General features: G+C 72.4%; 20 protein-coding genes. 10 read left to right on the forward strand and 10 right to left on the reverse strand.

What is annotated here, in order from left to right; genetic code table 11:
- Positions 1-132: 132 nt before the first annotated feature.
- On the reverse strand, positions 133-1,413 hold the full coding sequence (locus IFT90_RS08040) for an ammonium transporter (protein ID WP_192041746.1): 1,281 nt from the start codon (positions 1,411-1,413) through the stop codon (positions 133-135).
- Between the two features lie 236 nt (positions 1,414-1,649).
- Positions 1,650-2,666: a cell division protein ZapE gene (zapE, locus tag IFT90_RS08045; protein ID WP_192041747.1), complete on the reverse strand. Its 1,017-nt coding sequence runs from the start codon at positions 2,664-2,666 to the stop codon at positions 1,650-1,652.
- Between the two features lie 188 nt (positions 2,667-2,854).
- On the opposite strand from zapE, the gene IFT90_RS08050 reads away from it, so the two are divergent.
- From IFT90_RS08050 to IFT90_RS08060, 3 genes are read left to right on the forward strand one after another with little or no spacing between them, the layout of a single operon-like run.
- The gene (locus tag IFT90_RS08050; RefSeq protein ID WP_192041748.1) at positions 2,855-3,754 is read left to right on the forward strand and encodes a sulfurtransferase; all 900 of its coding nucleotides are present in this window, start codon (positions 2,855-2,857) and stop codon (positions 3,752-3,754) included.
- 2 nt (positions 3,755-3,756) lie between these two features.
- On the forward strand, positions 3,757-4,209 hold the full coding sequence (locus IFT90_RS08055) for a SufE family protein (RefSeq protein ID WP_371740883.1): 453 nt from the start codon (positions 3,757-3,759) through the stop codon (positions 4,207-4,209).
- Positions 4,206-5,003 carry a dihydrofolate reductase family protein gene (locus IFT90_RS08060; protein ID WP_192041749.1) on the forward strand — a complete coding sequence of 266 codons (798 nt, stop codon included), beginning with the start codon at positions 4,206-4,208 and terminating at the stop codon, positions 5,001-5,003. Before IFT90_RS08055 ends, IFT90_RS08060 begins: the two co-directional genes overlap by 4 nt.
- Here the strand turns inward: IFT90_RS08060 and IFT90_RS08065 are convergent.
- Positions 4,924-6,165, reverse strand: coding sequence for a S9 family peptidase (locus IFT90_RS08065; protein WP_244644836.1), 1,242 nt, complete (start codon positions 6,163-6,165; stop codon positions 4,924-4,926). The two genes, IFT90_RS08060 and IFT90_RS08065, sit on opposite strands and share 80 nt — an antisense overlap.
- A gap of 103 nt (positions 6,166-6,268) precedes the next feature.
- On the opposite strand from IFT90_RS08065, the gene IFT90_RS08070 reads away from it, so the two are divergent.
- The 4 genes from IFT90_RS08070 to IFT90_RS08085 all read left to right on the forward strand — a co-directional run bounded on the left by IFT90_RS08070 (position 6,269) and on the right by IFT90_RS08085 (position 11,615).
- Positions 6,269-6,862: a DUF3000 domain-containing protein gene (locus IFT90_RS08070; protein ID WP_123545995.1), complete on the forward strand. Its 594-nt coding sequence runs from the start codon at positions 6,269-6,271 to the stop codon at positions 6,860-6,862.
- A 20-nt stretch (positions 6,863-6,882) separates the two neighbouring features.
- Positions 6,883-8,196: an HRDC domain-containing protein gene (locus IFT90_RS08075; RefSeq protein ID WP_192041750.1), complete on the forward strand. Its 1,314-nt coding sequence runs from the start codon at positions 6,883-6,885 to the stop codon at positions 8,194-8,196.
- Between the two features lie 72 nt (positions 8,197-8,268).
- Positions 8,269-9,474 (forward strand): acetyl-CoA C-acyltransferase, encoded by a 1,206-nt coding sequence (locus IFT90_RS08080; protein ID WP_192041751.1) that lies wholly within the window; start codon positions 8,269-8,271, stop codon positions 9,472-9,474.
- Positions 9,471-11,615, forward strand: a complete 2,145-nt coding sequence (locus IFT90_RS08085) for a 3-hydroxyacyl-CoA dehydrogenase NAD-binding domain-containing protein (RefSeq protein ID WP_192041752.1) — start codon at positions 9,471-9,473, stop codon at positions 11,613-11,615. Before IFT90_RS08080 ends, IFT90_RS08085 begins: the two co-directional genes overlap by 4 nt.
- A 112-nt stretch (positions 11,616-11,727) precedes the next feature.
- Here the strand turns inward: IFT90_RS08085 and dxs are convergent, their stop codons facing one another.
- The 5 genes from dxs to dut all read right to left on the reverse strand — a co-directional run bounded on the left by dxs (position 11,728) and on the right by dut (position 18,746).
- Entirely contained in the window at positions 11,728-13,668 is a 1,941-nt protein-coding gene (gene dxs, locus IFT90_RS08090) for a 1-deoxy-D-xylulose-5-phosphate synthase (protein WP_192041753.1), read from the reverse strand.
- 118 nt (positions 13,669-13,786) lie between these two features.
- Positions 13,787-16,603: an aconitate hydratase AcnA gene (locus IFT90_RS08095; protein ID WP_192041754.1), complete on the reverse strand. Its 2,817-nt coding sequence runs from the start codon at positions 16,601-16,603 to the stop codon at positions 13,787-13,789.
- A gap of 150 nt (positions 16,604-16,753) precedes the next feature.
- Positions 16,754-17,542, reverse strand: coding sequence for a DUF3159 domain-containing protein (locus tag IFT90_RS08100; protein WP_192041755.1), 789 nt, complete (start codon positions 17,540-17,542; stop codon positions 16,754-16,756).
- A gap of 5 nt (positions 17,543-17,547) precedes the next feature.
- A complete protein-coding gene (locus IFT90_RS08105) occupies positions 17,548-18,261 on the reverse strand; it encodes a DUF3710 domain-containing protein (protein WP_192041756.1) in 714 nt (237 codons plus the stop codon).
- Positions 18,258-18,746, reverse strand: coding sequence for a dUTP diphosphatase (dut, locus tag IFT90_RS08110; RefSeq protein ID WP_371812190.1), 489 nt, complete (start codon positions 18,744-18,746; stop codon positions 18,258-18,260). The genes IFT90_RS08105 and dut overlap by 4 nt, the downstream gene beginning before the upstream one ends.
- Positions 18,747-18,784: 38 nt before the next feature.
- Between dut and IFT90_RS08115 the strand changes: the two genes are divergently transcribed.
- On the forward strand, positions 18,785-19,240 hold the full coding sequence (locus IFT90_RS08115; protein WP_192041757.1) for a DUF3093 domain-containing protein: 456 nt from the start codon (positions 18,785-18,787) through the stop codon (positions 19,238-19,240).
- Here the strand turns inward: IFT90_RS08115 and IFT90_RS08120 are convergent.
- Positions 19,215-19,508 carry a DUF4193 domain-containing protein gene (locus tag IFT90_RS08120; protein ID WP_192041758.1) on the reverse strand — a complete coding sequence of 98 codons (294 nt, stop codon included), beginning with the start codon at positions 19,506-19,508 and terminating at the stop codon, positions 19,215-19,217. The two genes, IFT90_RS08115 and IFT90_RS08120, sit on opposite strands and share 26 nt — an antisense overlap.
- Positions 19,509-19,720: 212 nt before the next feature.
- Between IFT90_RS08120 and sepH the strand changes: the two genes are divergently transcribed.
- On the forward strand, positions 19,721-20,902 hold the full coding sequence (sepH, locus tag IFT90_RS08125) for a septation protein SepH (protein ID WP_192041759.1): 1,182 nt from the start codon (positions 19,721-19,723) through the stop codon (positions 20,900-20,902).
- 39 nt (positions 20,903-20,941) lie between these two features.
- Here sepH and IFT90_RS08130 read toward each other — a convergent pair whose 3' ends face one another.
- Positions 20,942-22,078, reverse strand: a complete 1,137-nt coding sequence (locus IFT90_RS08130) for an alkaline phosphatase family protein (RefSeq protein ID WP_192041760.1) — start codon at positions 22,076-22,078, stop codon at positions 20,942-20,944.
- A gap of 117 nt (positions 22,079-22,195) precedes the next feature.
- Here IFT90_RS08130 and IFT90_RS08135 point away from each other — a divergent pair, with 117 nt between their 5' ends.
- On the forward strand, positions 22,196-24,706 hold the full coding sequence (locus tag IFT90_RS08135) for a DNA topoisomerase (ATP-hydrolyzing) subunit A (RefSeq protein WP_192041761.1): 2,511 nt from the start codon (positions 22,196-22,198) through the stop codon (positions 24,704-24,706).
- Positions 24,707-24,728: the final 22 nt, after the last annotated feature.

Genomic DNA, 24,728 nt, shown 5'->3' on the forward strand with positions numbered 1-24,728 from the left:
CGCGCGCGGCCCGTCGGCGACCGCGCGAGCGGCGCGCAGGGGCAGCAGGAGCAGCGCCACGCCCTCCGGACGCACAGGACGGCCCCGGTCGCGAGGACCGGGGCCGCCTGGGAGGTGCGGTGAGGCGGAGCGCTAGGCGCGCGCGTTCTCGAGCACGTAGCCCTCCTCGCCGTGCAGGGCGAGGTCGATGCCGGCCACCTCGTCCTCGTTCTTGACGCGGAAGCCGATGGTCTTCTCGATCACGAAGCCGATGACGAAGGCGAGCACGAACGAGTAGAGCATGACGGCCACGGCCGAGAGGGCCTGGATGCCGAGCTGCGTGAAGGTGCCGGAGAAGATCAGGCCGGTGTCGTTGGCGAAGATGCCCAGGTAGAGCGTCCCGAGCAGGCCGCCGACGAGGTGGATGCCGACGACGTCGAGCGAGTCGTCGAAGCCGAGCTTGAACTTGAGGTCGATGGCGAGGGCGCAGACGGCACCGGCGACGACACCGAGCACGACCGCCCAGCCGGGCGTCAGGGCGGCGCAGGCCGGGGTGATGGCGACGAGTCCCGCGACGGCGCCCGAGGCGGCGCCGACCGACGTGGCCTTGCCGTCCTTGAGCTTCTCGACGACGAGCCAGCCGAGCACGGCGGCGGCAGGGGCGGCGATCGTGTTGAGGAACGCGAGGGCCGCGACGCCGTCGGCGGCGAGCTCCGAGCCGGCGTTGAAGCCGAACCAGCCGAACCAGAGCAGTCCGGCACCCAGCAGCACGAAGGGCGGGTTGTGCGGCTTGTCGGCGCCCTTGGCGAAGCCGACGCGCTTGCCGAGCACGAGCGCCAGGGCGAGCGCGGCAGCACCGGCGTTGATGTGGACGGCCGTGCCGCCGGCGAAGTCGATGACGCCCATGGCGGCGATCCAGCCGCCGACGACGTTGCCGTCGTCGTCGGTGGTGAAGTTGAAGACCCAGCTCGCGACGGGGAAGTAGACGACGGTGGCCCAGACGCCGGCGAAGATCATCCACGCGCCGAACTTGGCGCGGTCGGCGATGGCGCCGGAGATGAGGGCGACGGTGATGATCGCGAAGGTCGCCTGGAAGGCGGCGAAGGCGATGGTCGGGTAGTCGCCGGCCGGGGCGAGGCTGTCCTGGAACGCGGAGTCGAGGCCGAGCGACGCGGTGTCGATGCCGAACCAGCCCTGGATGCCGACGAACGCGTCGGAGCCGCCGGGGATCGAGGTCGGGTTGCCGAACGCGATCGCGTAGCCGTAGAGCACCCACAGCACGCCGATCAGGCCCATCGCGCCGAAGCTGAGCATCATCATGCTGATGACGCTCTTGGCCTTGACGAGGCCTCCGTAGAAGAACGCCAGTCCGGGCGTCATGAGCAGCACGAGGGCTGCGCAGATCAGCATGAACGCAGTGTTGCCTTGATCCATGGGTGGTACCTCTCGAGTTCGGGAGCCAGGGGCGCACCGGTCCCGACCCGTCCGCGTGGGTGAGCGGGCTGTGAGCACGGGGCTCGGGCGGTGCGGTCCCCAGTGTCGCGGCGCCTCGTTTCGGACCGTGTGCACCCGTGTTTCGGCGATGTAACAGGATCCGGCCCCGTGTGAACAACGCGTTTCCCGAGGCACCCCGGCAGCCGGGACGACGCCCCGGAACTGCTCGGAGAGGTCTAGGAGGAGGTCAGCGCGACGAGCCGCGACGTGGCACGGAGGTACTTCTTGCGGTAGCCGCCGGCGAGCATCTCCTCGCTGAACACCTCGTCGAGCGGCGTCCCGGTCGCGACCACGCGCACCTGCGCGTCGTAGAGACGGTCGACGAAGGCGACGAAGCGCAGGGCGTCGGTCTGGCTCGTGAGGGGCGTGACGTCGCGCAGGCCAACGGCGTCGAGGCCGCCGATGAGCTTGACGTAGCGACTGGGGTGCACGGTCGACAGGTGCTGCACGGCAGCGCCGAAGTCGTCGAGGGAGGCGGTGCCCGCGACCGCGGCGACGGCCGCGTCCAGGTCGTCCACGACGTGCGCCCGCGCCTCGACCTCGCGGCGCCGGTAGTCGTTCCCGTCGATGCGGAGGGTGCGGAACCGGTCGGAGAGCCCCTGGATCTCGCGGAGGAAGTCCGCCGCGGCGAAGCGCCCCTCGCCGAGTGCGCCGGGCGGCGTGTTCGAGGTCGCCGCGATGCGGGTGCCCGCGTCCGCGAGGTCGCCGAGCAGGCGCGTCATCATCATCGTGTCGCCCGGGTCGTCGAGCTCGAACTCGTCGATGCAGACCAGCGCGGCGCCCCCGAGCTGCTTCGCCGCCCCCGCGTAGCCGACCGCGCCGACGAGGGCCGTGTACTCGATGAAGGTGCCGAAGTAGCGCCGGCCTGCCGCGCGGTTGTACGCCGCGGCCAGCAGGTGCGTCTTGCCGACGCCGAAGCCACCGTCGAGGTACAGGCCGGGAGGCGCCTCCTCTGTCTCCGGACGACGCCGGAACAGCCCGCGCCGGGCCGGGCGCTCGGCCGCGGCCCAGAACGAGGCGACGGCCTCGACCGCCTCCGCCTGCGACGGGAACGCGTCGTCCGGCCGGTAGTTCTCGAGCGACGCCTCGGCGAACTGACGCGGCGGCACGAGCTCGGCCACGATCTCGGCGCCCGTGATGGTCGGGGCCCGGTCGACGAGCGACACGACGGTGCGGAGGGGATCGGTGGACATCGGTGCGACCTCGCAGGCGTCGGGACGGGCGCCCGCGGGAATGTCCGGGACGCGATCTGTGTCAGAGTCAGAGGGACCCGGCCGGGGCACACCGTGGGTGCGTAGCCTCGACGGGGCCGCGCGGCGATCCTATCCGCCGCCCCCACGACACCGCCCAGCCCCTCGGGGCCGACCCAGGAGGTACAGCAATGGTCGTCGAGCACGACACGTCCGCACGGTTCAGCGAGTACGCCCACCCCGAGCGCCTCGTCAGCACCGACTGGCTGCAGCAGAACTTGGGCACGCCCGGCCTCGTGGTCGTCGAGTCCGACGAGGACGTGCTGCTCTGGGACACCGGCCACATCGCGGGCGCCGTCAAGATCGACTGGCACCTCGACCTCAACGACCCCGTGCAGCGCGACTACGTCGACGGCGAGGCGTTCGCCGCCCTGATGTCGCGCAGCGGCATCTCCCGCGACAGCACCGTCGTGATCTACGGCGACAAGAACAACTGGTGGGCCGCCTACGCCCTGTGGGTCTTCTCCCTCTTCGGCCACGACGACGTGCGCCTGCTCGACGGCGGACGAGCCGCGTGGGAGGCGGAGGGCCGTGGCTACACGACCGACGCACCCGAGCCGGTCGCCACCGACTACCCCGTCGTCGAGCGGGACGACAGCCGCATCCGCGCCTACAAGGACGACGTCCTCGCGCACCTCGGCTCGCCGCTGATCGACGTCCGCTCCCCCGAGGAGTACTCGGGCGAGCGGACCACCGCGCCGGCCTACCCCGAGGAGGGCGCGCTGCGCGCCGGCCACATCCCGTCCGCCCAGAACGTCCCCTGGGGCAAGGCGGCGGCCGAGGACGGCCGTTTCCGAAGCCTGGGCGAGCTCGACGCGATCTACCGCGACGGCGCCGGCCTCACCGACGGCGACGACGTCGTCGCGTACTGCCGCATCGGCGAGCGGTCGAGCCACACGTGGTTCGTGCTGCACCACCTGATGGGGTTCGAGAACGTCCGCAACTACGACGGCTCGTGGACCGAGTGGGGCAGCGCGGTGCGCGTGCCGATCGTGCAGGGCGTGGAGCCCGGCACGGTCCCGGGGCGCTGATCGTGGTGTCGGCCCCCGAGCCCGGGGCGCTCCCCCGAGTCCTGGCCGAGACCCGCGAGGACTTCCTCGCCCTCGACGTGAAGGACCGGCTGCAGCTGCTGCTCGAGTTCTCGGACGAGCTGCCGTCTCTGCCCGCCGAGTACGAGGGGCACCCCGACCTGCTCGAGCGCGTGGAAGAGTGCCAGTCGCCCGTGTTCATCTTCGTCGAGGTGTCCGACGACGTCGTGACGATGCACGCGACGGCTCCTCGCGAGGCGCCGACCACCCGCGGCTTCGCCTCGATCCTCGCCCAGGGGCTGAGCGGCCTCTCGGTGCGCGAGGTGCTCGAGGACGTCCCCGACGACTACCCGCAGACGATCGGCCTCGGCGTGGCGGTCAGCCCGCTCCGCGTGCGGGGCATGACGGCGCTGCTCGCCCGGGCCAAGCGCCAGGTCCGAGAGAAGTCGGCGGCGTGACCCTGCGGGTGCTGCACCCGGCTCCTGCGCGGGGTGCGGGCACCGGCACGCTCGTCGAGGCAGACCCTGTCGTCGAGGCAGGCGCGGTCGTGGAGGCAGGCACCGACGAGGGGCGGGCGCGTCTACGGGAGCTCTACGCACCTCCTGCGGCCGACTGGCTGCGCCTCAACCTGATCGCGGCCGTCAGCGGCGACGCGGCGGGCGAGGACGGCACGTCCGACACGCTCAGCAACGCCGACGACCGCGCCGTGCTGGCGGCGATCCGCGACCTCGCCGACGGGGTGCTCGTCGGCGCCGCGAGCGTCCGCGCCGAGGGCTACCGGGTGCCCCGGTCCGCCCAGCTCGTCGTGCTCACGGCCAGCGGCGACCTCAGCGGACACCGGATGGACCCCGACCGCGCCGACCGTGTCGTCGTCGTCTGCCCCGCCGCGGCGGTCGACCGCGTCACGGAGACCCTCGGCGCGGACGTCGCGGCCCGCGCGACCGTCCTCGTCGTCGACGACGACCACGGCGTGGTCGCCCCCGCGACGCTGGTCGACCGGCTGCGGGGCCACGGCCTGCGCTCGCTCGTCTGCGAGGGCGGGCCCTCGCTCGCCGGGCAGCTGCTGCACGACGGCCTCGTCGACGAGCTCTGCCTCTCGACCTCTCCGGTCGTCATCGGGAGCGGTCTGCCCGTCTTCGGCCGGGAGCGCTTCGACCCGTCGCGGCTCTCGCTCAGCCAGCTGATGATGGACGACCAGAGCGCCCTGTACGCACGCTGGCTCGTGGCAGACGGCCCAGCCACTCGTCGATGACCGCCTCGAAGCGCTCGGGGTCGTAGTTCCAGATCTTCGTGTGCCGGGCGACCTCGAACACCTCGAGCTGCACGATGTCCGGCCGGGCGGCGGCGAGGGCGTGCGAGGCCGTCGACGGCACGAAGCCGTCGTCGTCGCTGTGCAGCACCAGCACGGGAACGCGCAGCTCGCCGGCCCGCTCGACGAGGTCGAGCCGGTCGAGGTCGAGGGGCTCCGCCCTGCCGCTCAGCCGTGACGCCCGAGGGGACTGCAGGAGGCGCATCGCCAGCTCCTGCACGACCCGCGGCACGCGCATGGCCGTCCCCTGGTAGCGGAGCGTGGTGCGCCAGTCGACGACGGGCGACTCGAGCACGACGCCGACGACGCGGTCGCGGTGCTCGGCCCGGGTCACCGCCTGCAGCACGGTGGCGCCGCCCATCGACCAGCCCATCAGCACGATCGACGTCGCGCCGTGGTCGACGGCCCAGCGCATCGCGGCCTCGACGTCGGCCCACTCCGCGTCGCCCAGCGCATACCGGCCGTCGGGCGACCGGGGCGCCTCGGCGTCGTTGCGGTACGACACGAGCAGCGAGGTCAGCCCGGCCCGGTGGAAGACCGGCGCCGCGCGCACGGTCTCGGCCCGGGTCACGCCGCGCCCGTGCACGCCGATCATCCACGGTCCGTCGGTGCCGTCGGGGCCCGGCACGAGCCAGGCCGGAGCCGGGCCGACGGGCGTGTCGACCTCGACGTCCTCGACCGTGAGGCCGGCGTCGCGAGGCGACCGCCAGAGCCAGCCGCCGATGCGGCCCGCCCTGGCCGTCGCCAGGTCGCCCTCGTCGACGGCCTCGACACGACGCACGACGCGACCCCGCTCCTCCTGCACCACCTCACCGAGGCGGGCGTGCCCCCTCCCGTGGTCGAACCAGAAGCTGTAGCGGCCGGGCAGGCGCGTGTCGGCGTTCGCCGCGAGGGTCACCGTCGCCGCCACGGGGTCGTGCCCGAGCACCCGGACGTCGTCAGGGCGGCGTCGCGCCGGAGTGACGACCTTCCGCGCCATGGTGACCGCGCCCGCCGCGAGGGCCAGCGACGCCGCGACCACGGTGCCGCCGACGGAGACGGAGACGACGAGGCCGGCGACGGCCGCCGGGGTGCGGCGAAGGCGCGTGCGTGGGCGTCGGGACATCGAGACCTCCGGGCGGACGGGGCGGAGCAACGGGGGCACGTGCGCGAGAGCACCTGCGGCGTGCCGCTCGGCTGTGAGCCGGGTGGGAGCCTAGTCTGCTGAGGTGTCCGACACCTCCTCGCCGCCGGTCCCGGCCGCGTTCGCCGCCGCGTCGGCCGCCGTCCGCGAGGCCCTCTCGCGCGACGACCTCGCCGTGTCCGAGATCCCTGCCCCCGGCGGCCTCGCCCCGCACGCGCTCGCCCTCGCCGGCGACGTGGTGGGCGCTTCCGGGCGGGCCGACGCCGAGCTCGGCACAGGGCGCTTCGTCCTGCTGTACGACGAGAGCGCGCCCGAGGCGTGGGGCGGCGTCTTCCGCGTCGTCTGCTTCGCGCAGGCCCCGCTCGAGACCGACCTGGCCCTCGACCCCTTCGTCGCGGACGTCGCGTGGTCCTGGCTGGTCGACTCGCTCGACGCAGGAGGCGCCTCCCGGCACTCCGCCTCGGGCACCGCCACGAAGGTGCTCTCGTCCGGCTACGGCGAGCTCGCCGCCCAGGGCGACGGGGCGCAGCTCGAGCTGCGCGCCTCGTGGACCCCCACCAGCACCGACCTCGCCCCCCACGTCGCGGCGTGGAGCGAGCTGATCTGCACCCTCGCGGGCCTGCCGCCGACCGTCGAGGGCGTCACGCTCCTCGCGTCGCGTCGCGTGGGCCGCGACTGACCCCCCGGAACGACGGAGACATGAGCGCCCCCACACCCGAGTCATCCCCGGTCGACGAGTCGTCGCCCTCCTCCCCCGCCGTCACGGTCGTCCCTGCGACGATCGTCCCGCGCGCCGCGACCGCCGACTCCGTGCACGGCGAGGTGCACGTCATCGCCGACCGCGAGGCTTACCTCGAGGCCGTGGAGGCGATCGCCGCGGGGCACGGACCGGTCTCGATCGACGCCGAGCGCGCCTCCGGCTACCGGTACTCGCAGCGCGCCTACCTGATCCAGGTGTTCCGCCGGGGCAGCGGCGTGTTCCTCTTCGACCCCCCGGCCATCGGCTCGTTCGACGAGCTGCAGGCCGTCATCGGGCACGAGGAGTGGGTGCTGCACGCCGCGAGCCAGGACCTCGCGTGCCTGCGCGAGGTCGGGCTCGACCCCGATCTCGTCTTCGACACCGAGCTCGGCGCCCGCCTCGCGGGCCTGCCCAAGGTCGGCCTCGGCGCCGTGGTCGAGCAGCTGCTCGGGGTCCACCTCGCCAAGGAGCACTCGGCCGCCGACTGGTCGACGCGGCCCCTGCCGCAGAGCTGGCTCGTCTACGCCGCCCTCGACGTCGAGCTCCTCGTCGACCTCCGCGACGCCATGGCCGAGCTGCTCGAGCGCGACGGCAAGCTCGACATCGCTCGCCAGGAGTTCGCGGCGACGGTGGCCCGGGAGGCCAAGCCGGCCAAGGCCGAGCCCTGGCGGCGCCTGACCGGCCTGCACACCGTCCGCGGCGCCCGCTCGCTCGCCGTCGCCCGCGAGCTCTGGCAGGCCCGGGACGACTACGCCCGCCAGGTCGACACGGCCGCCGGCCGCCTGGTCCCCGACCAGTCGCTCGTCGCCGCGACGAAGGCGCAGCCCGCCGACAAGCGCGCCCTCGCCGGCGTCAAGGAGTTCGTCGGTCGTGCCAGCCGCAGCGAGCTCGACCGCTGGTGGGCCGCGATCGAGCGCGGCATGGCGACCCGTGACCTGCCCTCCTCCCGCGGGCCGGCGGGCGACACCCTGCCGCCTCCCCGCAGCTGGGCCGACAAGAACCCGATGGCTGACGCGCGCCTCCGGCACGCACGCCCCGCGGTGGCCGAGATCGCCGAGGGACTCGACCTGCCCGTCGAGAACCTGCTCACGCCCGAGCTGCTGAGGCGCCTCTGCTGGGAGCCGCCGATCCCGTTCGACACCGAGACGCTGGCCGCGGCCCTCGTCGAGCTCGGCGCGCGCCCGTGGCAGGTCGACGCCGTCGCCGAGCGGCTGGCCGAGGCCTTTGTCGACGCCCACCAAGAGCCCGAGAGCGACCCCGCCGACGCTTCGTAGCAATCCGCCAAGGATTCTCCCGGCAGCAGGCCCCTCCCTAGGATCGGAGCAGTTCCGAGCACTGGAGGCACTGTGGCCGACACGACAGACGTGGTCTTCGTCGACGGGGTACGCACCCCGTTCGGCAGGGCCGGAGAAAAAGGCATGTACTGGGGAACGAGGGCCGACGACCTCGTCGTGAAGGCCATGAAGGGCCTGCTCGAGCGCAACCCGTCGCTCCCCCGCGACCGCGTCGACGACGTCGCGATCGCCGCCACGACGCAGCAGGGCGACCAGGGCCTGACCCTCGGCCGCACCACGGCCCTCCTGGCGGGGCTGCCCCGGTCGGTGCCCGGCTTCGCGATCGACCGGATGTGCGCCGGTGCCATGACGAGCGTCACGACCCTCGCCGGCGGCATCGCGTTCGGCGCCTACGACGTCGTCCTCGCGGGCGGCGTCGAGCACATGGGTCGGCACCCGATGGGCTTCGCGGCCGATCCCAACCCCCGGTTCCTCACCGAGAAGCTGGTCAGCGGCGACGCCCTGAACATGGGCTCGACCGCCGAGCGGATCCACGACCGGTTCCCGCAGCTCACCAAGGAGCGCTCCGACCGCTTCGCCCTGCGGTCGCAGCAGAAGCTCGCCGCCGCCTACGACGCGGGCCACATCCAGCCTGACCTCGTGCCGGTCGCGGTGCAGACGCCCGAGGGCTGGGGCCTGGCCACGCGCGACGAGGCGCCACGGCCCGAGACCACGATGGAGGGGCTGGCCGGGCTCCGCACGCCGTTCCGCCCCCACGGGCGGGTCACCGCCGGCAACTCCTCGGGGCTGAACGACGGTGCGACCGTCAGCCTGCTCGCCTCCCGCGGAGCCGCCGACGAGCTCGGCCTCGGCGTCAAGATGCGCCTCGTCAGCTTCGCCTACGCCGGGGTCGAGCCCGAGATCATGGGCATCGGCCCGGTGCCCTCGACCGAGAAGGCCCTGCGCAAGGCGGGGCTGACGATCGACGACATCGGCCTGTTCGAGCTGAACGAGGCGTTCGCCGTTCAGGTCCTCTCGCTGCTCGACCACTTCGGCGTCGACGACGACGACCCCCGGGTCAACCCCTGGGGAGGCGCCATCGCCGTGGGCCACCCGCTCGCGTCGTCGGGCGTCCGCCTGATGATCCAGCTGGCCCGCCAGTTCGAGCAGCACCCGGAGGTCCGCTACGGGCTCACGGCCATGTGCGTCGGCCTCGGCCAGGGCGGCAGCGTCATCTGGGAGAACCCCCACTACTCACGGAAGGCGGCTCGATCGTGAGCAGCGCAGTCGACCAGCTCACCGCCCTCAGCGCCGACGAGGTGGTGACGCACTCGTTCGTCCGCGACGTGCCGCTGCCCTCGGGCGGCGTCCTCGCCCTCGTCACGCTCGACAACGGCCGCGACCACAAGCGGCCGAGCACGCTGGGGCCCGCGACCCTCGTCGAGCTGTCCGAGACCCTCGACGGCCTCCGGGCCCGCGCCTCCCGCGGCGAGGTCCAGGCCATCGCGGTCACCGGCAAGCCGTACTTCCTGGCGGCCGGTGCGGACCTCAGCAAGGTCAGCCAGATCCCGAGCCGTGACGTCGCCCGCGAGCTGGCCCGTCTGGGCCACTCGACCCTCGGCAAGCTGCACGACGCCGGGGTCCCCACGTTCGTCTTCGTGAACGGCCTGGCCCTGGGAGGCGGTCTCGAGATAGCCCTGCACGCCGACTACCGCACGGTCGACTCGTCCGCCGCGGCCATCGCCCTGCCCGAGGTGTTCCTCGGCATCGTCCCCGCGTGGGGCGGCGCCTGGCTGCTGCCGAACCTGATCGGGATCGAGAACGCGCTGAAGGTCGTGCTCGAGAACCCGCTCAAGAACAACCGCACCCTCAAGGCCGCGCAGGCCCTCGAGCTCGGCATCGTCGACGTCGAGTTCGGCCCGGCCGCGTTCCTCGAGGACTCTATCCGCTGGGCCGACGGCGTCGTGGCGGGTCGCACGAAGGTCGCCCGGCCGAACGTGCCCGGCAAGATCGAGCGCGCGGTGAAGTGGGGCGCCGCGATCTCGATCGCCCGCAAGTCGCTCGAGTCGAAGATCGGCCGGGTGGCGCGGTCGCCCTGGGTGGCCCTCGACCTGCTCGAGGCAGCGCGGAACACCGACCGGGCGACGGGCTTCGTCGCTGAGGACGAGGCCCTCGCCGAGCTCGTGTCGGGCGACCAGTTCCACGCCAGCATGTACGCCTTCGACCTGGTGCAGAAGCGGGCGAAGAAGCCCGCGGGGGCTCCGTCGCCCGACGTGGCTCGCAAGGTCGGCAAGGTCGGCGTCGTCGGGGCCGGCCTGATGGCCAGCCAGTTCGCGCTGCTCTTCGTCCGGAGGCTGCAGGTCCCGGTGGTCATCACCGACATCGACCAGGCCCGCGTGGACGCCGGGGTGGAGCGCATCCGCCGCGAGATCCTGCAGCTGGCCGAGAAGGGGCGCATCTCGGGCGACGAGTCGAACCGGCTCACCGCGCTCGTGACCGGCACGACCGACCTCGCCGACTTCGCCGACGCGGACTGGGTCATCGAGGCCGTCTTCGAGGAACTGGGCGTCAAGCAGGAGGTCTTCGCGAACGTCGAGGCCGTCGTCTCCGAGACGACGGTGCTGGCCACGAACACCTCGTCGCTCAGCGTCGAGCAGATCGGGGCCCGCCTCGCGCACCCCGAGCGCCTCGTGGGCTTCCACTTCTTCAACCCGGTCGCGGTGATGCCGCTGATCGAGGTCGTGAAGGCACCGGCGACCGACGAGGCGACCCTCAGCACGGCCATGGTGACGGCAGCCGCACTGCGCAAGAACGCCGTGATCACCGCCGACACGCCCGGCTTCGTGGTCAACCGCATCCTGGCCAAGCTGCTCGGCGAGGCCATGCACGCCGTCGAGACGGGCACCCCCTTCGAGACGGTCGAGCGGGCCACCGCGCCGTTCGGCCTCCCGATGACTCCCTTCGAGCTGCTCGAGCTCGTCGGCCTCACCGTCGGGGCGCACGTGCTCGACACGCACCACGCGGCGTTCCCCGACCGCTTCTTCGCCAGCGACGGCCTGCACCGGCTCGCGGAGCACGGCCGCGTCTTCGAGCGCGACGCCAAGGGCCGGCGCAAGGGCTTCGACAAGAAGGCCGTCGCGCTCGTCGCCGGCGAGGGCACTCCCCTCACGGACGACGAGCTGCGGCGCCGCATCGAGGACGGCCTCGCCGACGAGGTGGGCCGGATGCTCGACGACGGAGTGGTCGCGGCAGCCGAGGACATCGACCTCTGCCTCGTCCTGGGCGCCGGCTGGCCGTTCCAGATGGGCGGCGTGACGCCCTACCTCGACCGCGTAGGAGCCTCCGAGCGGGTGCGGGGACGCACGTTCCACGACCCCCTCGTGGTCGGCCCGGAGCACGCGGTGCGCGTCCCGGCCTGAGCCGGACGTCCGGCGTCCGCCGAGGAGGCGCTCGTCCCGTCACGAGGCAGGGCCCCGACGACCTGGTCGTCGGGGCCCACCCTCGTCGTGCTCCGTGCGGCGCACGGACGCCCTAGTCCTGCTGCGCGTCCACCCGACGCGACGAGGCGTCGTCGAGCGGCCGGGCCACGGGGATCTTGCTGCCGAGGACCTGGGCCACCACGTCGCGCGCGATGTGCTGGGGGGTGAGGCCCGCCTCCTCGAGGATCTCTGCCCGCGAGCCGTGCTGCAGGAACTCGACGGGGAGCCCGAGCTCGGTGAGCGCGGTGTCGACGCCGGCCTCGCGCAGGTCCTGACGGACACGGGTGCCGATGCCGCCGACGCGCACGCCGTCCTCGATGGTGACGACGAGGCGGTGCTCGGCGGCGAGCTCGATGATCGACCGCGGCACGGGGACGACCCAGCGCGGGTCGACGACGGTCGCCCCGATCCCCTGAGCCGCGAGGCGCTCGGCGACGTCCAGGCCGACTGTGGCCATCGGCCCCACGCAGACCAGCAGCACGTCGCGCCGCTCGTCGCTCGCCAGCACGTCGACGCCGTCCGGGAGGCGCGACTCGGCTTCGTGCTCGGTGCCGACGCTGCCCTTCGAGAAGCGCACCACGGTCGGCGCATCGGTCACGGCGACGGCCTCGCGGAGCTCTTCGCGCAGACGGGACGCGTCCCGCGGGGCGGCGAGGCGGATGTGCGGGACGATCTGGAGGAGCGCCAGGTCCCACATGCCGTGGTGGCTGGGCCCGTCAGGTCCGGTGACGCCTGCCCGGTCGAGCACGAACGTCACGCCCGCGCGGTGCAGGCCGACGTCCATGAGGACCTGGTCGAAGGCGCGGTTGACGAAGGTGGCGTAGAGGGCCACGACGGGGTGCAGGCCGCCGAAGGCCAGGCCGGCCGCGCTCGTCACGGCGTGCTGCTCGGCGATGCCGACGTCGAGGACACGGCTCGGGAAACGCTCGGCGAGCTTGTGCAGCCCGACGGGCCGGAGCATGGCGGCCGTGATGCCCACGACGGTCTCGTCGCGCTCGGCGATCGAGACGATCTCGTCCGCGAAGACGCTCGTCCACGAGGGGGCGTTGGTCGTCTCGAGCGGCTCGCCCGTCTCGGGGTCGATCTGGCCGACCGCGTGGAACTGGTCGGCGACGTCGGCGCGGGCAGGGTCGTAGCCGCGGCCCTTCTCCGTGATGGCGTGGACGATGACGGGGGCGCCGTAGTCCTTCGCCTGGGTGAGCGCCTCCTCCATCGCCTTCTGGTCGTGGCCGTCGACGGGGCCGAGGTACTTGATGTCGAGGTTCGAGTAGAGGGCCTCGTTGTTCGTGAACCGGCTGAGGAAGCCGTGCAGGCCACCCCGCACGCCGCGGTAGAGCGCACGGCCGGGGTGCCCGAGGTGGTCGAAGACGGCCTCGGAGCCGCGGTGCATGTCGCGGTACGTGCTGCGGGTCCGGACGGTGTTGAGGAACCGCGCCATGCCGCCGATCGTCGGCGCGTACGAGCGGCCGTTGTCGTTGACGACGATGATCAGCCGGCGACCGTTGTCGTCGCTGATGTTGTTCAGGGCCTCCCACGTCATGCCGCCGGTGAGGGCGCCGTCGCCCACCACCGCGACGACGTGGCGGTCCGACTGCCCCGTGAGCTGGAACGCCCGCGAGATGCCGTCGGCCCACGACAGGCTGCTGGAGGCGTGGGAGCTCTCGACGATGTCGTGCTCCGACTCGGAGCGCTGCGGGTAGCCCGCCAGGCCCCCTCGCAGCCGCAGACCGCTGAAGTCCTGGCGCCCGGTGACGAGCTTGTGCACGTACGACTGGTGGCCGGTGTCGAAGACGAAGGCGTCGTGCGGCGACTCGAAGACCCGGTGCAGGGCCAGCGTCAGCTCGACGACGCCGAGGTTGGGCCCCAGGTGCCCGCCGGTCTTGGACACCTCGGTGACGAGGAAGCGGCGGATCTCGGCGGCCAGCGCGATCATCTGCTGGTCGGTGAGGTGATCGAGGTCGCGGGGACCCTTGATCGTCTCGAGGATGCTCATCGGGATTTCCTTTCCGGCAGCCCGGAGGCGGCGATCCTCAGTTTAGGCGCGGACCGCCGGGAACGCCGGGAGGCCCCCGGCGCCGTGCGGACACGACGTCGAGGGCCTCGGGGTGCGGCTAGACCAGGCTGCGGAGGACGTACTGCAGGATGCCGCCGTTGCGGTAGTAGTCCGCCTCGCCCGGCGTGTCGATCCGGACGACGGCGTCGAACTCGATCGTGCGGGCGCCGTCGGCCGAGTGCTCGGTCGGCTCCGCGGTGACGCGCACGGTCTTGGGCGTCGTGCCCTCGTTCAGCTGCTCGAGCCCGTGGATGCTGAGGGACTCGGTGCCGTCGAGGCCCAGGGACTCCCAGGTCTCGCCCGCCGGGAACTGCAGCGGGACGACGCCCATGCCGATCAGGTTCGAGCGGTGGATGCGCTCGAAGCTCTCGGTGATGACCGCCTTGACGCCCAGGAGGCTCGTGCCCTTGGCCGCCCAGTCGCGCGACGAGCCGGAGCCGTACTCCTTGCCGCCGAGGATGACGAGGGGCGTGCCCTGCTCCTGGTAGCGCGCGCTCGCGTCGTAGATGAACGACTGCGGGGCATCGGCCTGGGTGAAGTCGCGCGTGTAGCCGCCCTCGACGCCGTCGAGCAGCTGGTTGCGCAGCCGGATGTTGGCGAACGTGCCGCGGATCATGATCTCGTGGTTGCCGCGCCGCGACCCGTAGGAGTTGAAGTCCTTGCGGTCGACGCCGTGCTCGGCCAGGTAGTGGCCGGCGGGGCTGTCCGACTTGATCGACCCGGCGGGGCTGATGTGGTCGGTCGTGACCGAGTCGCCGAGCTTGGCGAGGACGCGGGCGCCGACGATGTCCGTGACCGGCGTCGTCTCGAGGGTCATGCCCTCGAAGTACGGGGGCTTCCGGACGTAGGTCGACTCCGGGTCCCACTCGAAGGTCGCACCCGTAGGCGTCGGCAGCGACCGCCAGCGCTCGTCGCCGTCGAACACGCCGGCGTACTCGTGCGTGAACATGTCGGTGTCGATCGACGAGTCGATGGTCGACTGGACCTCGGCCGCGTCGGGCCAGATGTCGCGCAGGTAGACGTCGCTGCCGTCCGGCGACGTGCCGAGCGCGTCGGCCTCGAAGTCGAAGTTCATCGACCCGGCCAGCGCGTACGCGATGACCAGCGGCGGGCTGGCCAGGTAGTTCATCTTGACGTCGGGGTTGATGCGGCCCTCGAAGTTGCGGTTGCCCGAGAGGACGGCCGTGACGGCGAGGTCGTTGTCCTGGACGGCGCTCGAGATCTCGTCCAGCAACGGGCCCGAGTTGCCGATGCAGGTCGTGCAGCCGTAGCCGACGGTGTAGAAGCCCAGGTCCTCGAGGTAGGGGGTGAGACCGGCCTTCTCGTAGTAGTCGGTGACGACCTTCGAGCCCGGCGCCAGGGTCGTCTTGACCCAGGGCTTGGCCTTGAGGCCCTTCTTGCTCGCGTTGCGGGCGAGCAGGCCGGCCGCGAGCATGACGGACGGGTTCGACGTGTTCGTGCAGGACGTGATGGCGGCGATGGCGACCGCGCCGTGGTCGAGCGTGAACGAGGATCCGTCGTCGAGGGCGACCTGGGTCGGCTTCGACACCGTCGACGGGGCGTGCGAGGTGTGCGTGTGCGAGTGGGCGTGCGACGACTCTTCGTCCTGCGCGGTGAAGCCCACGGGGTCGGACGCAGGGAACGTGCCCTCGACCGCGGCGTCGACCATCGAGTGGTCCGTCGTGGCGTAGTTGTCGAGGTCGACCCCGAACTGGCTCTTCGCGTTGGTCAGCTCGATGCGGTCCTGGGGACGCTTCGGGCCGGCGATCGACGGGACGACGGTCGCGAGGTCGAGCTCGAGGTACTCGCTGAAGACCGGCTCGACCGACGGGTCGTGCCAGAGGCCCTGGAGCTTTGCGTACTCCTCGACGAGCTCGATCTGCTCGTCGCTGCGGCCGGTGAGGCGGAGATAGTCGAGGGTGACGTCGTCGATCGGGAAGATCGCCGCGGTCGACCCGAACTCCGGGCTCATGTTGCCGATGGTGGCGCGGTTCGCCAGGGGCACCTCGGCCACGCCGTCGCCGTAGAACTCGACGAACTTGCCGACGACGCCGTGGCGACGCAGCTGCTGCGTGATGGTCAGCACCACGTCGGTCGCGGTGACGCCGGTCGGGATCGAGCCGCTGAGCTTGAAGCCCACCACCTTGGGGATGAGCATGGAGACGGGCTGGCCGAGCATGGCCGCCTCGGCCTCGATGCCGCCCACGCCCCAGCCGAGCACGCCGAGGCCGTTGACCATCGTCGTGTGCGAGTCGGTGCCGACGAGGGTGTCCGGGTAGGCCTGGAGGACCCCGCCGACCTCGCGGCTGTAGGTGACGCGAGCCAGGTACTCGATGTTGACCTGGTGCACGATGCCCGTCCCCGGCGGCACGACCTTGAAGTCGTCGAAGGCCGTCTGGCCCCAGCGGAGGAACTGGTACCGCTCGCCGTTGCGCTCGTACTCGATCTCGACGTTGCGCTCGAGGGCGTCGGCCGAGCCGAACAGGTCGGCGATGACCGAGTGGTCGATCACGAGCTCGGCCGGGGCGAGGGGGTTGATCTTGGTGGGGTCGCCGCCGAGGGCCGAGACCGCCTCGCGCATGGTCGCGAGGTCGACGATGCAGGGCACCCCCGTGAAGTCCTGCATGACGACGCGCGCCGGCGAGAACTGGATCTCGGTGTCGGGCTCGGCCGTCGGCTGCCACGAGCCGAGCGCGCGGATCTGGTCGCCCGTGACGTTCGCGCCGTCCTCGGTGCGGAGCAGGTTCTCGAGCAGGACCTTGAGGCTGAAGGGCAACTTCTGCGAGCCGTCCACCGCGTCGATGCGGTAGACCTCGTAGTCGGTGCCGCCGACCGTCAGGACGTCTTTCGAGCTGAAGCTGTTGATTGCAGACACGTGCCGTCTCCCTTGCTGGACTTCGCCCTCATCATGACCCGACGACGAGGGACCGCACCAGCGAGGTCAGCCTAAGTCGTCGACGGGCTGCGGGCGCATGTCGTCGAACTGTCTTGATGTCGAGACAAACCTAGCACCGGAGGCGGTGGGCTAGCTGACGGTGCCCTGCGCGTCGACGACGTCGTCACCGGAGGCGCGGCCGCGGTAGACGGTCCGGACGAGCAGCCACGTGACCCAGAGGAGACCGGCGTACAGGGGCACGCCCATGAGGAGCTTGAGGGTCGCGAGCGCGGTGATCTGCCCGCTCAGCAGGAGCGGGAGCTGCACCGCGAGGCGAGCCGCGAACAGCCCTGCCCAGAGCCAGGTGACCAGCACGAGGACGCGGCGCTTGGCGCGGTCCTGCCGCCACGCGCCTCCCTCGTTCGTCAGGAGGCCGACGACGACGCCGACGAGCGGCCAGCGGACCGCGATGCTGACGAGCATGGCGAGCAGCGAGATCGCGTTGATGACGACTCCCGGGACGAAGTTGCCCTCGGCCCTGCCGCTCAGCAGGGCGATGCCGGCAGAGAGCGCGATGCCGAGCACGCCGGCCAGCGCCTGCGCGACAGGACCACGCTGGACGGCCCGCGCGACGACGAACAGCACGGCGAGGCCGACCGGGATCAGGACGGACGGGAGCAGCTGGCCGGTGATCGTGAAGACGACGACGAAGCCGAGTCCCGGCACGATCGACTCGACGAGGCCCCGCACGCCGCCGATCGCCGAGAGCAGCGCGGACGCGGTGGGGACCTCGCCGGGCGCCACCTGCCCGATCCCGGCCTTCTGCGCCGCTGCCCGCAGCTGTGCGGCCAGCGACACGCGCGGGTCGTCGAGCGGCGACTCCTCCGCGGGCAGGGGTCGCTCGTCGTCGGGCCGGGCCGTCGCCCCGTCGTGCTCCACGAGGGTCAGGCCTGGTCGGCGGCGCCCGAGGACGCGTCGACCGCGCTCGGCTTGGGCATGCTGAGCGGGATGAGCTCGCGAGGAGGCATCGGGGTGGTGCCCCGGACGACGACGATGCTGCGGAACAGCTCCTCGATCTTCGCGGCGGCCTCGTCGTCGACGGTGGCGTCGCCGGCGATCACGCCGCGGAGGAACCAGCGCGGGCCGTCGACGCCGATGAACCGCGCCAGGCGCGTGCTGCCCGGGTCGCCGCCCATCAGCGGGATCTCGGCGCGGACCTCGGGGCCGAACGGGCCGTCGACCTCGGTCGTCGTGCCGCCCTGCTTCTGGATCTGCTCGCTGATCTGCTCGCGGATCTCGTTCCAGAGGCCCGTCGTGCGGGGAGCCGCGAAGGGCTGCACCTGCAGCGTCGACTTCGCGAAGTCGAGGCCGACCGCGACGACGCGCTTGCTGCCCTCCTCGACCTCGAGTCTCAGGTGCAGGCCGTCGCGCGGGACGATCTTGACGCCGCCGAGGTCGACGTACGGGCGGACCGGATTGGCCTCGGTCTCGTCGAGCGGGCCCTCGTCGGCCCGGTCGGCGGGCGCGGACTTCGAGTCGTCGAAGACCTCGACCTCGGCGTCGTCCAGGGCCTCGATGTCGACCTCGACGTCGGCCAGGTCGGCTGTCTCGACCTCGATCTCGGCCAGCTGCTGCGCCTCGCGCTTCGACTTCCTCATGATGCGGTGCCTCCGGTGGTGTGTGCGTAGCCCGTCGAGCCGAAGCCGCCCGTGCCCCGGCTGCTCTCGGGCAGCTCGTCGACGGGGACGAAGACGGCCCGGACGACGGGCACGACGACGAGCTGGGCGATCTTGTCGCCCACCTCGATCTGGTGGTCCGACTCGAGGTCGGTGTTCAGGAGCGTGACCTTGATCTCGCCGCGGTAGCCCGCGTCGACCGTGCCCGGGCTGTTGACGACGGTGATGCCGTGCTTGGCCGCCAGCCCGCTGCGCGGGACGACGAAGGCCGCGTGGCCCTCGGGCAGGGCGATCGACACGCCGGTGCCGACCAGGGCCCGGTGGCCCGCCCGGAGGACGAGCGCCTCGGACGAGAGCAGGTCGGCCCCCGCGTCGCCGGGGTGCGCGTACTGCGGGGCCAGGTCGTCCGGGGACGAGGAGGCGCCGGCTCGGTCGGCCGTGAAGAGGACGTCGAGGGTCGGGGTCACGTGTCGAGGCTAGTGCAGAAGTCTGGTCGAATGGACCCATGAACCCGTACCGCGAACGGCTCACGCCGCCGGCCACCGTCTTCGTCGCGACCGCCCTGGTCATCCCTGCGACGCTGCTCGTCTTCCTGCCCATCGACCAGCTCGTCGGGGTGGTCGTGGCGGTCCTCTTCTACGCGGCCACGGTGCTCGCCCTCGTCTTCACCTCGCCGGTGCTCCGCATCGACGACGAGGGGTTCTCCGCCGGCCGCGCCCGTCTCTTCCCGCACGAGATCGGAGAGGTGCGGGGCTTCTCGGGTGCCGAGGCCACACAGCAGAGAGGGCCCAGGCTCGACGCGCGAGCCTGGACCCTCTTCCGTGGCTGGGTGAAGCCGGTGGTGAGGATCACCCTCACCGACGAGACGGATCCCGCACCCTACTGGTTGGTGTCGACGAGACGACCCGACGAGGTCGTCCGTCTCCTTGAGGCGCTCAGGCAGCGCACTCCCGGCAGATAACGCCCAGCTTGGTCTCGTGGTCGAGCTGCGAACGGTGCTTCACGAGGAAGCACTCGACGCAGGTGAACTCGTCGACCTGCGGGGGCAGGACGACGACGTCGAGGTCGAGGTCGGAGAGATCCTGGCCGGCGAGCTCGAACGAGCCCGGGTTGTCCGCATCGTCGTCGATCACTCCGGTGGTCTTGTCGGGGGTGCGCTCCTTGAGCCCCTCGATCGACTCCGAGCCGTCGTCGTCGTTCTTGCGAGGTGCGTCGTAGTCGGTGGCCATGCCCATCCAGTTCTTCAATAGTTCGTGTACCGAAGTTCGTGTACCGAATTCGGCGGGCACAGTTTGCATCACTCGTTGTCGAATAGCAAACCCGCCGAAGGGGCCTCTCGGCCGCTCTGGAGGAACTCGCGGCACGCCCGTTCCATTCCCGGGAACACGCCCCTGACGTGGGACGCTTCTGGCCAGGACACGACGGTGGAAAGGCGTGCGAGATGCAGGATCTGAGGGTCATCGGGGTCGAGAGCGGAGCGCTCGTCGTCGCCGCCGACGGCGGTGCCGAGTACCGGCTCCCCGTCACCCCGTCGCTGAGGTCGCAGCTGCGCGCTGCGGCCCCCGACAGCACCCCGGTCGAGCGCAAGGCGCCGCCGCGCGAGATCCAGTCGCTCATCCGCTCGGGCCTCTCGCCCGAGCAGGCGGCGGAGCGCACGGGAGCGGACCTCGCCTACGTCCGGCGCTTCGAGGGCCCCGTCCTCGCCGAGCGCTCGCACGCGCTGCGCACCGCCCTCGGCGTCGCGGTCACCGTCGCCTCCGACGTGCAGCCCGACGACGACTCGTCCTCCTTCGGGGGCGTCATCGAGTCGCGTCTCGACACTGCCGCCGCGACCGACCGTCACTGGACGAGCTACAAGGACGCCGAGCACGGCTGGCTCGTCTCCGTCTCGTACGTGACGCAGGAGGTGTCGCGAGACGCCACCTGGCGCTTCGACCCCAAGGCCCTCTCCCTCGTCCCGCACGCGGGCGACGCCCGCACCCTCTCGCAGCACTCGGCCGACGTCGGCCCCCTCGTCCCGCGTCTCCGGGCCGTCGGCCTCCGCCCCGCAGACGACGAGCCCGTGACGGGGCGCTTCGACAGCGGCGCGTTCCTCGTCGAGCCCGAGGACGGGCACCTGGACGACGCCGCCCCGGACGAGCACCGTGCGGACCGCCCCGCAGCGGTCGCGCGACGGGACGTCCGCTCCCCCGCCTCCCTCGCGGCCACGAACCGCGACCCCGACGCCGCCGCCGGCGACCCGCACGCCCAGACCGCCGACCTGCTCGAGGCCCTCCGTCGCCGCCGAGGCGAACGCGAGGCGGCGCGCTTCTCGGACGACTCCTCACGGGACGACCTCGCGACCAGCTCGATCCGGGTCATCGACGTGCCCCTCGACGACTTCGACCTGCCTGAAGGCGAGACGACGCCGCCGCCTCTCCTCCCTGGTGCCTCCTCGGCACAGGGAGACGGTGGGCAGCGCCCGCGCACCGTGGGGCAGGCCCGGGGCGGTCGACGCCCGATGCCCGGACCGGACGGCGTCGTGCCCGGTCAGGGTGGCCCGAAGAAGGCCCGCGGCCGCGCCTCCATGCCGAGCTGGGACGAGATCGTCTTCGGGGCCCGCTCGGACGACGACCCCGCCTGACGCCCGTCTGAGTCCTCGCGCGGACGACGTGAGCGCGGATCAGCGGGCGAAGGCGCCGAACCGTCGCAGGGGCACCTGCGTCTCGTCACCGGACCACGAGCCGTGCTGGCCGATCATCGACCCGGCCTGCCCTCCGGAGTTCCTGCCGTCGTACCAGACGACGCCCTTCCGTGCAGCGACCAGGACGTCGCCGATGCGGGGCGCCACGACGGGATCGACGGGGCCGAACCACCCGGCCTGCACCGCCTCCTCGCGGGTGACGACCCAGGCGCGGTCCGACTCCGCCGCGCGCCAGGCCTCCAGGGTGGCGGCGCGGACCGCCTCCGACGCGTCCGGCTCGAAGTGCAGCTGCAGGCACCGGGGCTCGCCTGCCACGTGACGCACGCCGTCCACCAGCGCGGCGCGGTGCCCGAAGACGATGCGTCCCCTCTCTCCGACGTCGAGCACACCGTGGTCGGCCGTCACGAGGAGTCCCTCGTCGGGCCCGAGGGAGGCGGCGAGCCGGCCCACCTCGCCGTCCACCTCCTCGAGAGCGGCCGTCCACTCGTCGCTCTGCCAGCCGAGGCGGTGCGCGATCATGTCGAGCTCGGGCACGTAGAGGTAGACGATCGTGTCCCCGGGGGCGGCGACGAGGTCGCGCGCGCGACGGAACCTGTCCGCGATCGACTCGGCCACCTCGTAGGCCGCGCCGCGCAGGATCGCCTCCGTCAGCCCTGACCGGGCGTAGCGCGCAGGGCCGACGGCCGCGCTGCGGACGCCCCGGGCGGCGGCGTCCTCGAACACCGTGCCGCTGAGCTGCCACGTGTCGGGCCGCATGCCGGCGTCCCAGCCGGACAGCTGCTTGACGACGCGGTCGCGCTCGGCGTCGAGCACCGAGTAGCCGACCAGGCCGTGCTCGCCCGGCAGGCGGCCGGTGGTGAAGGTCGTGAGAGCGGAGGCGGTGGTCGTCGGGAATCCGGAGAAGAGGCTGCCGGAGGCGCCCGCCAGGTGGCGAGCGTGGCCACGGCGGGCCCCGAGGGCGGCGGAGCCGAGCCCGTCGACGAGCAGGACGACGGCCGATCGGGCAGGCGGGAGCGGGAGGGCCCCGACGCCGCCGGTCAGCGCGGCGAGGACGGACGGGAGGACGTCGGCCAGGCTCACCGCGCCGGGGGGACGCGCCGGTACGATGGTCGTCATCGGCACCAGTCTGGCACAGCGGGTCCGCGAGCGGACCGCCCTCCCGCCGCTGCCGCCTCCTCGCGTCGACGACCGCCCGCCCAGGTGCCTCCCGCACCTCCTGTCCCAGAGAAGTGCATGACGACGACCGAGAACACGACCGGCCCGACCGACTCCGGAGAGCGCATCGAGGACATCGACGTCTCGCTCGAGATGCAGGGGTCGTTCCTCGAGTACGCCTACTCGGTCATCTACTCCCGGGCCCTGCCCGACGCCCGCGACGGCCTCAAGCCGGTGCAGCGACGCATCCTCTACCAGATGTCCGAGATGGGGCTCCGCCCCGACCGGGGCCACGTCAAGAGCGCGCGCGTCGTCGGCGAGGTGATGGGCAAGCTGCACCCCCACGGCGACACCGCGATCTACGACGCGATGGTGCGGCAGGCGCAGTCCTTCACGATGCGCGTCCCACTGATCGACGGGCACGGCAACTTCGGCTCGCTCGACGACGGGCCGGCCGCGCCGCGGTACACCGAGGCCCGGCTCGCCGAGGCCTCGCTCGCGATGACGCGCAGCCTCGACGAGGACGTCGTCGACTTCGTGCCCAACTACGACAACCAGCTCATGCAGCCCGAGGTGCTCCCCGCGGCGTTCCCGAACCTGCTCGTGAACGGCGCGAGCGGCATCGCCGTCGGCATGGCGACGAACATGGCCCCGCACAACCTCGTCGAGGTCGTCGGCGCCGCCCGCCACCTGATCGACAACCCCGACGCGAGCCTCGACGACCTGATGGCCTTCGTGCCGGGCCCCGACCTGCCCACCGGCGGCACCATCTCCGGCCTCGCCGGGGTCCGCGACGCCTACGCGACCGGACGCGGGTCGTTCAAGACCCGCGCGCGCGTGCAGGTCGAGAGCATCACGGCGCGGAAGTCCGGCCTCGTCGTGACCGAGCTGCCTTACCTCGTCGGCCCCGAGAAGGTGATCGAGAAGATCAAGGACGGCGTCCAGGCGAAGAAGCTCACGGGGATCACCGACGTCACCGACCTGACGGACCGCACCCACGGCCTGCGCCTCGTCATCGGCATCAAGACGGGCTTCAGCCCGGAGGCCGTGCTCGAGCAGCTCTATCGCTACACCCCCCTCGAGGACGGCTTCAGCATCAACGCGGTCGCGCTCGTCGAGGGCCAGCCGCGGACCCTCGGCCTCAAGGAGATGCTCGAGGTCTACGTCGGCCACCGTGTCGAGGTCGTCACCCGTCGCACTCGGCACCGCCTCGGCAAGAAGGAGGCGCGCCTCCACCTGGTCGAGGGGCTCCTGATCGCCATCCTCGACATCGACGAGGTCATCCAGGTGATCCGCTCGAGCGACGACACGGCCGCCGCCCGCGCCCGCCTCCGCGAGGTCTTCGACCTGAGCGAGATCCAGGCCGAGTACATCCTCGACCTGCAGCTGCGGCGCCTCACCAAGTTCAGCCGCGTCGAGCTCGAGACCGAGCGTGACGAGCTGCGCGCCGCGATCGCCGAGCTGCAGGCGCTGCTCGGCGACCCGGCTCGGCTCCGTGCGCTCGTCTCGAGCGAGCTCGCCGACATCGCCGAGCAGTTCGGGACGCCGCGCCGCACCCTCCTCACCGAGGCCGCCCCGAGCATCGCGAAGCAGGGCCGCGGCAAGAACGCCCCGGTGCTCGAGATCGCCGACACGCCCACGCGGGTGTTCCTGTCCACGACGGGGCGCCTCCTGCGGGTCGACCACCAGGACCCGTCGGCGGCCACGCCCGCTCCCCCGTCGCGGCGGACTGCGCACGACGCCGTGCTGTCGTCGATCGACACGACGACCCGCGCCGAGATCGGTGCGGTGACGACGACCGGGCGGCTGCTGCGGTTCACGCCGGTCGACCTGCCGGCCGTGCCGCCCACCTCGGTGCAGCTCGGAGCAGGCGTCCCCGTGCGCGACTACCTCGGCCTCGCCGACAGGTCCGAGCGGGTGCTCGCGCTCGTCTCGCTGACGGCCGACCGCCCGATCGCCCTCGGCACCGCCCGGGGCGTCGTGAAGCGCGTGGTGACGGGACAGTACCCGCCCAAGCCCGAGTTCCCGGTGATCACGCTGAAGAAGGGCGACTCCGTCGTCGGGGCGGCCCAGGGCGCCGACGACGACGAGCTCGTCTTCGTGACGTCGAGCACGCAGCTGCTGCGGTTCCCGGCGTCGTCGGTGCGCCCCCAGGGGCCCGCCGGCGGCGGTGTCGCCGGAGTCTCCGTCGCCCCGGACGCCCGCGTCGTCTTCTTCGGCGCCGTCCCCGAGGGGCAGGAGGCGGTGGTCGCCACCATCTCGTCCGCCGCCGGCGCGCTCGAGGGCACCGACCCCGGCCGTGCCAAGGTCAGCGCGTTCGCCGAGTTCCCGGCCAAGGGCCGCGCCACCGGGGGCGTCCGGTCACATGCGCTGCTGAAGGGCGAGTCGGAGCTGTCGCTCGCCTGGGTGGGCCCTGCCCCTGCGCGAGCGGTGGCGGCCGACGGAGGCGTCCGGTCGCTCCCCGAGACGCTCGTGCGTCGCGACGCGTCCGGCACGCCCCTGGAGGCGGTCGTCGCCGCGGTGGGCGCGTCGCTGGCCCACGTCACCGACGCCGCGACGGGAGCGCCCGCGGGCACCGAGCCCGAGTGAGGACGGCCCGCCTGCCCGGCCA

Origin of the sequence: Frigoribacterium sp. CFBP 8766 (assembly GCF_014841435.1) — a bacterium.
Classification (GTDB): domain Bacteria; phylum Actinomycetota; class Actinomycetes; order Actinomycetales; family Microbacteriaceae; genus Frigoribacterium.